Raw genomic sequence first — 6,218 nt, 5'->3', positions numbered from 1 at the left:
GACTGCCGGCAAGGACGAGCCGGGCCAATGTTTCGGAACTGCCCTGCGCAACGCTAGAATTGCCGGGCCACGATCCCGCCAAGCATCCGGCCTACCTGCCCGGATGCTGGACCGATAGAAACAGCATCGTGCCATCAGCCATGAATCAGGACCTGATCGCCCTTGCTCAGCTGGCAAGCAGCCTAAGGAGTTTACGGCCTGGACGACGCCTTATAGACTGAACACATGGCGCTCAAACGGATGGACAACATAGGAATCGTCGTCGATGACCTCGAAGAGACGATTGGTTTTTTTGGCGAGCTCGGCCTTGAGCTCGAAGGGCGGGCCATGATCGAAGGGGAATGGGCCGGACGTGTCACTGGACTGGGCGATCAGCGCGTCGAGATTGCCATGATGCGGACGCCGGACGGCCACAGCCGGCTCGAACTGTCCCGTTTCCTCACGCCGCCTGTCGTCGCCGATCACCGCAACGCCCCGGTTAACGCCCTGGGCTACCTCCGCGTCATGTTCACCGTGGACGACATTGACGGGACGCTTGAAAGGCGCCGCAATCGCGGTGCGCGGCTCGCAGGCTAAGTCGTCCAGTATAAAGAAGTGTATCGGCTATGTTACATTCGAGGGCCTGGAGGGCTTCTCATCGGGCTCGCGCAAGAACTCAGCTGAGCGCAATGCGCTAAGCAGCCTCCCGCTTCGGCACCATCTGCTCATCCATTCCCGGCCGATGGCCCCGCAGATAGAGCGCGCAGGTGGTGCGCAGCATCGACGCAAAGTTCGGGATGGCGCCGTTGATCTCGATGGCTTCGTCATAGAGCTTGGAGATGAATTTCGGCGTCGTCAAATCCTGGTTTTCGGCGATTTCGTCCAGCAAAGCCCAGAATGTCGCTTCGAGCTGGATGCTGGTCGAGTGGCCGTCGATGCGAATCGACCGGTTGATCTGGCGATAGCCTTCGGGATCCTGGCCCGCAAACACCCTGCACATCCGACAAACCTCCCATGATTGTTGGTCTTGGGTGGACGGGCGTGCAGTTTGATACTGCTTGACCTGTCCCCACATGCATTCTCGGGCAAAATTGCCGGTCCGGCAATCGGACTTTCGTCCCGTTCGCGGCTGCGGGCGTGGTAACCGGCTGCCACCACCTTTTGTCCGTGCCGCGCATAATCGCCTCCACACCAGAACGGAGACTGATTTGGCCAAGGCGATCCACAGTATGATCCGGGTTCTCGACGAAGCCCGATCGCTCGATTTCTACAGAAACGCCTTCGGGCTCGATGTCGCCGACAGGCTGGATTTCGAGACATTCACGCTCATTTACCTCAGCAATGCCGAGGCAGGGTTCGAGCTCGAACTGACCGTGAACAAGGATCGGCAGGAGCCTTACGGGCTCGGCGACGGCTACGGCCATCTGGCGGTCTCGGTCGTCGATCTCGACGGCGAACATGATCGTCTCGGCGCGCTAGGGCTCAACCCGAAGAAAATCGTCGAGTTCAACCGCGACGGATCGCTGATCGCCCGCTTTTTCTTCATCAGGGATCCCGACGGCTACAAGATCGAGGTTCTGCAACGCGGAGGTCGCTTCCAATAGGAGACATCGCAGCCGTCCCCTGACGGGGGCAGCGCGCCAGCAACGGCGTTCTGAAGAGAGCGCACATAGCAAGCAGGGAGGAATAAAATGGTCACGATCTATGACGCGAAGCCTGGGCTGTCCCGTCGAGAGCTTCTTAAACGGGGCGGCATCGGCGCGCTGCTCGTCATCTCAGGCAGCGCCGTCATCAGCCCCGAGCATGCCTGGGGACTGGAGACATCGGCACTCAAGCCCGAAACCATGGCGACGCTGATCCAGATGGCGCGTGACATCTATCCGCACGATCAGGTTCCGGACAAATATTACGCCATTGCCGTGAAAGGCCACGACGAACAGGCCGGCAAGGACGCCGCCTACAAGACTATGCTCGAAGATGGCATCGCCGACCTCGACAAGAAGTCCGGTGACGGCGGCTACCGCGGCCTTGGCTGGGAGGACCAGCGCGTCGCCGTGCTGAAGCAAATCGAGGCGACGCCGTTCTTCCAGGCCATTCGGGGTGGCCTCGTGGTCAGCCTCTACAACCAGAAAGAGGTGTGGCCGATCTTCGGTTACGAGGGCGAGTCCTATTCCAAGGGCGGCTACATCGCGCGCGGTTTCGACGACATCGAGTGGCTCTGAGCCCCGTCGCTCCTGAACCCGCAAACAGAAATCATGGGAGGAAACCATGGCAGCTTCATTTGATCTGAACAACGATGGCGTGGTCGTCATCATCGGCTCGGGCGCCGGCGGCGGCACGCTCGGCAACGAACTCGCCCAGAAGGGTGTCGACGTCGTCATCCTGGAAGCCGGCGCGCGCCACGAATACGAAGACTTCATCAATGACGAGTGGGGTTCGTTCAGCCAGCTCGCCTGGACCGACAAGCGCACCACGTCCGGCGACTGGCGTGTGGCCAAGGATTTTCCCAACCTGCCGGCCTGGATCGTCAAGTCGGTCGGCGGTTCGACCACGCATTGGGCCGGAGCTTCGCTGCGCTTCCAGGAGCATGAGTTCAAGGGGCTGTCGACCTACGGCAAACTGGAAGGCGCCAACCTGCTCGATTGGCCGATCACGCTGGCCGAGATGGAGCCCTACTATGCCAAGGCTGAAGCCAAGATGGGCGTCACCGGCACCAATGACTGGCCGCGGCTGCCGGGCAACAACAATTTCAAGGTGTTGAAGGCCGGCGCCGACAAGCTCGGCTACAAGGAATGCCACACCGGCAACATGGCGATCAACTCGGTCGATCGCGACGACCGCATGTCCTGCCAGCAGACCGGCTTCTGCTTCCAGGGCTGTAAATGGGGCGCCAAATGGTCGACGCTCTACACCGAGATACCCAAGGGAGAGGCGACAGGCCATCTCGAAGTCAGGCCGAATGCCATGGCGATCAAGATCAACCATGACGCCAGCGGAAAGGTGACCGGCGTTGTCTACGCCGACAAAGACGGCAAGCTGCAGGAGCAGAAGGCGCGCATCGTCGCGGTTGCCGGCAATTCGATCGAGAGCCCGCGGCTGCTGCTCAATTCGGCGTCGGGGAAATTCCCCGATGGGCTTGCCAACTCGTCGGGTCAGGTCGGCAAGAACTACATGCGTCACACCACCGGCTCGGTCTATGCCATCTTCGACAGACCGGTGCACATGTATCGCGGCACGACCATGGCCGGCATCATCCGCGACGAGGCGCGGCATGATCCATCGCGCGGTTTCGTTGGTGGCTACGAGTTCGAGACGCTGTCGCTCGGCCTGCCGTTCATGGCAGCGTTTCTTGATCCGGGCGCATGGGGGCGCTCGTTCACCACAGCACTCGATCACTACGACCACATGGCCGGCCTTTGGATCGTCGGTGAGGACATGCCGCGCGCGGAGAACCGCATCGCGCTGCATGCCGACGAGAAGGACGCGCACGGCATGCCGATCGCCGACGTGCATTTCGACGACCATCCGAACGACACCGCGATGCGTAACCACGCCTACAAGCAGGCTACGGCACTCTATGATGCGGTCGGCGCCACCCGCACCTTCCCGACGCCGCCCTATCCGTCGACCCACAATCTCGGCACCAACCGGATGAGCGAGAAAGCGGAAGACGGCGTCGTCAACAAGCACGGCCAGGCGCACGACATCAAGAACCTGTTCGTGTCCGATGGCAGCCAGTTCACCACCGGTGCCGCCGAAAACCCGACCCTGACGATCGTGTCGCTCGCGATCCGCCAGGCCGACTACATCGCGGCGCAGATGTCGGCCAAGACGATCTAGTCACATCCTCCCGACGGACTGCTGGCGCGGAACCCGCAAGGTTCCGCGCCTTTTTCTTGCCGCCTCACTGCTTGGTGCAGGTCGAGGCGGTGAAGGCGCCGTCGGGCTGCTTCATGATGATGTCGAAGGAGGGCACTGTTTCGCCGTCCAGCGTCGCCTGGGTCAGCGACAGTGAATTGCCGCCGGCGGTATATCCGCCCAGCGGCCCCAGCCACGAGATCACGCCGTTTGCGTCCATTTGGTAGTTGTAGCCCTGCCGCGCGGTGCCGAAGACGCCGAGGCTGGCGTAGACGGGGCCGCTGTAGACGTTCCCCTTGATGGTGATGTCGCCGAGGCTGAGGAACATGCCAAGCAGGTACACTTCGCAATGATAGGCGCCGTCAGGCATCTTGCCGTCGCTGAAATCGGCTCGCGCGGCCACGGTTGCTGCAGCCAGAAGCAGTATGCCGATGAAAATACGTGAAATACCTGAAACCATGACGTCGCTCGCTTGAAGAGCGAGCTTGCCCTATTTTTGCACCGCGCCGCAACATCGGTCGCCTGAGGCACGGGTGAGTTCAAAATCTAGGCAGATTTGGTAAATGATCGAAAAATAGGCAGAGGCTGCGCAAGCTGCGCAAAATTCCCTCAATCGATTTCTGGCCACCTCTCTTTGTTTTGTAAGCCCTATATTCCAAGGTGCTGATATCTATAATTTATTTGTGCCCTTTCGGGATTGCCAGAGCGGTTGGCATGGGGGTTGCTTTGTAGTGTTGCGGTGCAATCAACTAGCTTGGGAGTCTGTAATATGAGGGGTAATTTCTCGACAATAACAAAAATGTTTTCGGCTGGTGTGGTCGCCGCCGGCCTGTTGACGTCCGCTCCGGTCAAGGCCGCCGACGACACGATCAAGGTCGGCATTCTCCATTCGCTGTCGGGGACCATGGCGATTTCGGAGACGACGCTGAAGGACGCCATGCTGATGCTCATCGACGAGCAGAACGCCAAGGGTGGTCTGCTCGGCAAGAAGCTCGAGGCGGTCGTCGTCGATCCGGCTTCCAACTGGCCGCTGTTTGCCGAAAAAGCGCGCGAACTGATCTCCAAGGACAAGGTCGCGGCGGTGTTCGGCTGCTGGACCTCGGTGTCGCGTAAATCGGTGCTGCCGGTGTTCTCGGAACTCGACAATATCCTGTTCTACCCCGTCCAGTATGAGGGCGAGGAAAGCGAGCGCAACGTGTTCTACACCGGTGCGGCGCCGAACCAGCAGGCCATCCCGGCTGTCGACTATCTGATGAGCGAGGACGGTGGTTCGGTGAAGCGCTGGGTGCTGGAAGGCACCGACTACGTCTATCCGCGCACCACCAACAAGATCCTCGAGGCCTATCTGAAGGCCAAGGGCGTGGCGGCTGAAGACATCATGGTCAATTACACGCCGTTCGGCTTCTCCGACTGGCAGACCGAAGTTTCGGCGATCAAGAAGTTCGGTTCGGCCGGCAAGAAGACCGCCGTCGTCTCGACCGTCAACGGCGACGCCAACGTGCCGTTCTACAAGGAACTCGGCAACCAGGGCATCAAGGCCGAGGACATCCCGGTCATGGCCTTCTCGGTCGGCGAGGAAGAGCTAGCCGGTCTCGACACCGCGCCGCTGGTCGGCCATCTCGCCGCCTGGAACTATTTCGAGAGCGTCGACACGCCCGAGAACAAGAAGTTCATCGCCGACTGGCACAAGTTCATCAAGAACGACAAGCGCACCACCAACGATCCGATGGAAGCCCATTATATCGGCTTCAACATGTGGGTGAAGGCGGTCGAGAAGGCCGGCACCACCGATCCGGACAAGGTCATCGACGCCATGATCGGCGTGTCGGTGCCGAACCTGACCGGCGGCTATTCGACGATGATGCCGAACCACCACATCACCAAGCCGGTGCTGATCGGCGAAATCCAGGCCGACGGCCAGTTCGAAACCGTGTCGCGCACGCCGGGCCTGGTGATGGGTGACGAGTGGTCCGACTATCTGCCTGATTCCAAGGACCTGATCTCCGATTGGCGCGCGCCTCTGTCCTGCGGCAACTTCAATGTTGCCACCGGCAAGTGCGGCGGCAAGGGCACGAACTGATCCTCCCCGGGCTGGACCTTCAGGTCCATGCCCATGACCGCGCGCGTCCGGACGGCTTCCTCCGCCGTCCGGACGCCCACTTCAACCTTCAGGGGTTACCAGAGACCGATGATCTTGATCCGCACGGGTTTGATGCTGTTGTTCCTGCTGGCGACGCTGTCGTCCTCCGGCGCCGGCGAAGCCGATCTGCGCGGCATCATCGCCAAATTCGCCACGGCCAAGGGCTTTTCCGAGATCGGGGCAGTCGTCCACGAACTGGCGGCCGCCGGCGATCCGGCGGTAGAGCGGCCGCTTGCGGCAC

Annotated in this window: 7 protein-coding genes and 2 pseudogenes; 7 read left to right on the top strand and 2 right to left on the bottom strand. The window is 60.9% G+C overall.

All coding sequences use genetic code 11. The annotated features are described in order from the left end of the window. On the top strand, nt 1–221 hold a 221-nt coding region (locus tag EN939_RS38565; RefSeq protein WP_206528303.1), incomplete at its 5' end, for a hypothetical protein. 4 nt (nt 222–225) lie between these two features. After that, nucleotides 226–663, top strand: a pseudogene (locus EN939_RS17120) (VOC family protein). 10 nt (nt 664–673) lie between these two features. Here the strand turns inward: EN939_RS17120 and EN939_RS17115 are convergent. Further along, nucleotides 674–979, bottom strand: a complete 306-nt coding sequence (locus EN939_RS17115) for a ribbon-helix-helix domain-containing protein (protein ID WP_127268969.1) — start codon at nt 977–979, stop codon at nt 674–676. A gap of 208 nt (nt 980–1,187) precedes the next feature. Here EN939_RS17115 and EN939_RS17110 point away from each other — a divergent pair, with 208 nt between their 5' ends. The 3 genes from EN939_RS17110 (at nt 1,188) to EN939_RS17100 (ending at nt 3,819) form a co-directional block, all read left to right on the top strand. Continuing rightward, the gene (locus EN939_RS17110; protein WP_127268968.1) at nt 1,188–1,583 is read left to right on the top strand and encodes a VOC family protein; all 396 of its coding nucleotides are present in this window, start codon (nt 1,188–1,190) and stop codon (nt 1,581–1,583) included. An 87-nt stretch (nt 1,584–1,670) separates the two neighbouring features. After that, entirely contained in the window at nt 1,671–2,201 is a 531-nt protein-coding gene (locus EN939_RS17105; RefSeq protein WP_127268967.1) for a gluconate 2-dehydrogenase subunit 3 family protein, read from the top strand. A gap of 46 nt (nt 2,202–2,247) precedes the next feature. Continuing rightward, nucleotides 2,248–3,819, top strand: a complete 1,572-nt coding sequence (locus tag EN939_RS17100) for a GMC family oxidoreductase (protein WP_127268966.1) — start codon at nt 2,248–2,250, stop codon at nt 3,817–3,819. 64 nt (nt 3,820–3,883) lie between these two features. On the opposite strand, the gene EN939_RS17095 is transcribed toward EN939_RS17100, so the two are convergent. After that, on the bottom strand, nt 3,884–4,297 hold the full coding sequence (locus EN939_RS17095) for a hypothetical protein (protein WP_127268965.1): 414 nt from the start codon (nt 4,295–4,297) through the stop codon (nt 3,884–3,886). Between the two features lie 309 nt (nt 4,298–4,606). Here EN939_RS17095 and urtA point away from each other — a divergent pair, with 309 nt between their 5' ends. Together urtA and EN939_RS17085 are read left to right on the top strand one after the other, a co-directional pair. Continuing rightward, nucleotides 4,607–5,917, top strand: a complete 1,311-nt coding sequence (gene urtA / locus EN939_RS17090; RefSeq protein ID WP_027036733.1) for an urea ABC transporter substrate-binding protein — start codon at nt 4,607–4,609, stop codon at nt 5,915–5,917. A gap of 108 nt (nt 5,918–6,025) precedes the next feature. Then, nucleotides 6,026–6,218: pseudogene (locus EN939_RS17085) on the top strand (urea ABC transporter permease subunit UrtB); the annotation flags it as partial.

The sequence above is a fragment of the Mesorhizobium sp. M7A.F.Ca.CA.002.05.1.1 genome (assembly GCF_003998335.1).
Classification (GTDB): Bacteria; Pseudomonadota; Alphaproteobacteria; order Rhizobiales; family Rhizobiaceae; genus Mesorhizobium.
This window is presented reverse-complemented; position numbering and strand designations above follow the sequence as displayed.

Bases quoted from the DNA above. Each gene is read 5' to 3' on its own strand.
- EN939_RS17095 (WP_127268965.1), bottom strand. From the start codon at position 4,297: ATGGTTTCAGGTATTTCACGTATTTTCATCGGCATACTGCTTCTGGCT.
- EN939_RS17105 (WP_127268967.1), top strand. From the start codon at position 1,671: ATGGTCACGATCTATGACGCGAAGCCTGGGCTGTCCCGTCGAGAGCTT.
- urtA (WP_027036733.1), top strand. From the start codon at position 4,607: ATGAGGGGTAATTTCTCGACAATAACAAAAATGTTTTCGGCTGGTGTG.
- EN939_RS17115 (WP_127268969.1), bottom strand. From the start codon at position 979: ATGTGCAGGGTGTTTGCGGGCCAGGATCCCGAAGGCTATCGCCAGATC.
- EN939_RS17100 (WP_127268966.1), top strand. From the start codon at position 2,248: ATGGCAGCTTCATTTGATCTGAACAACGATGGCGTGGTCGTCATCATC.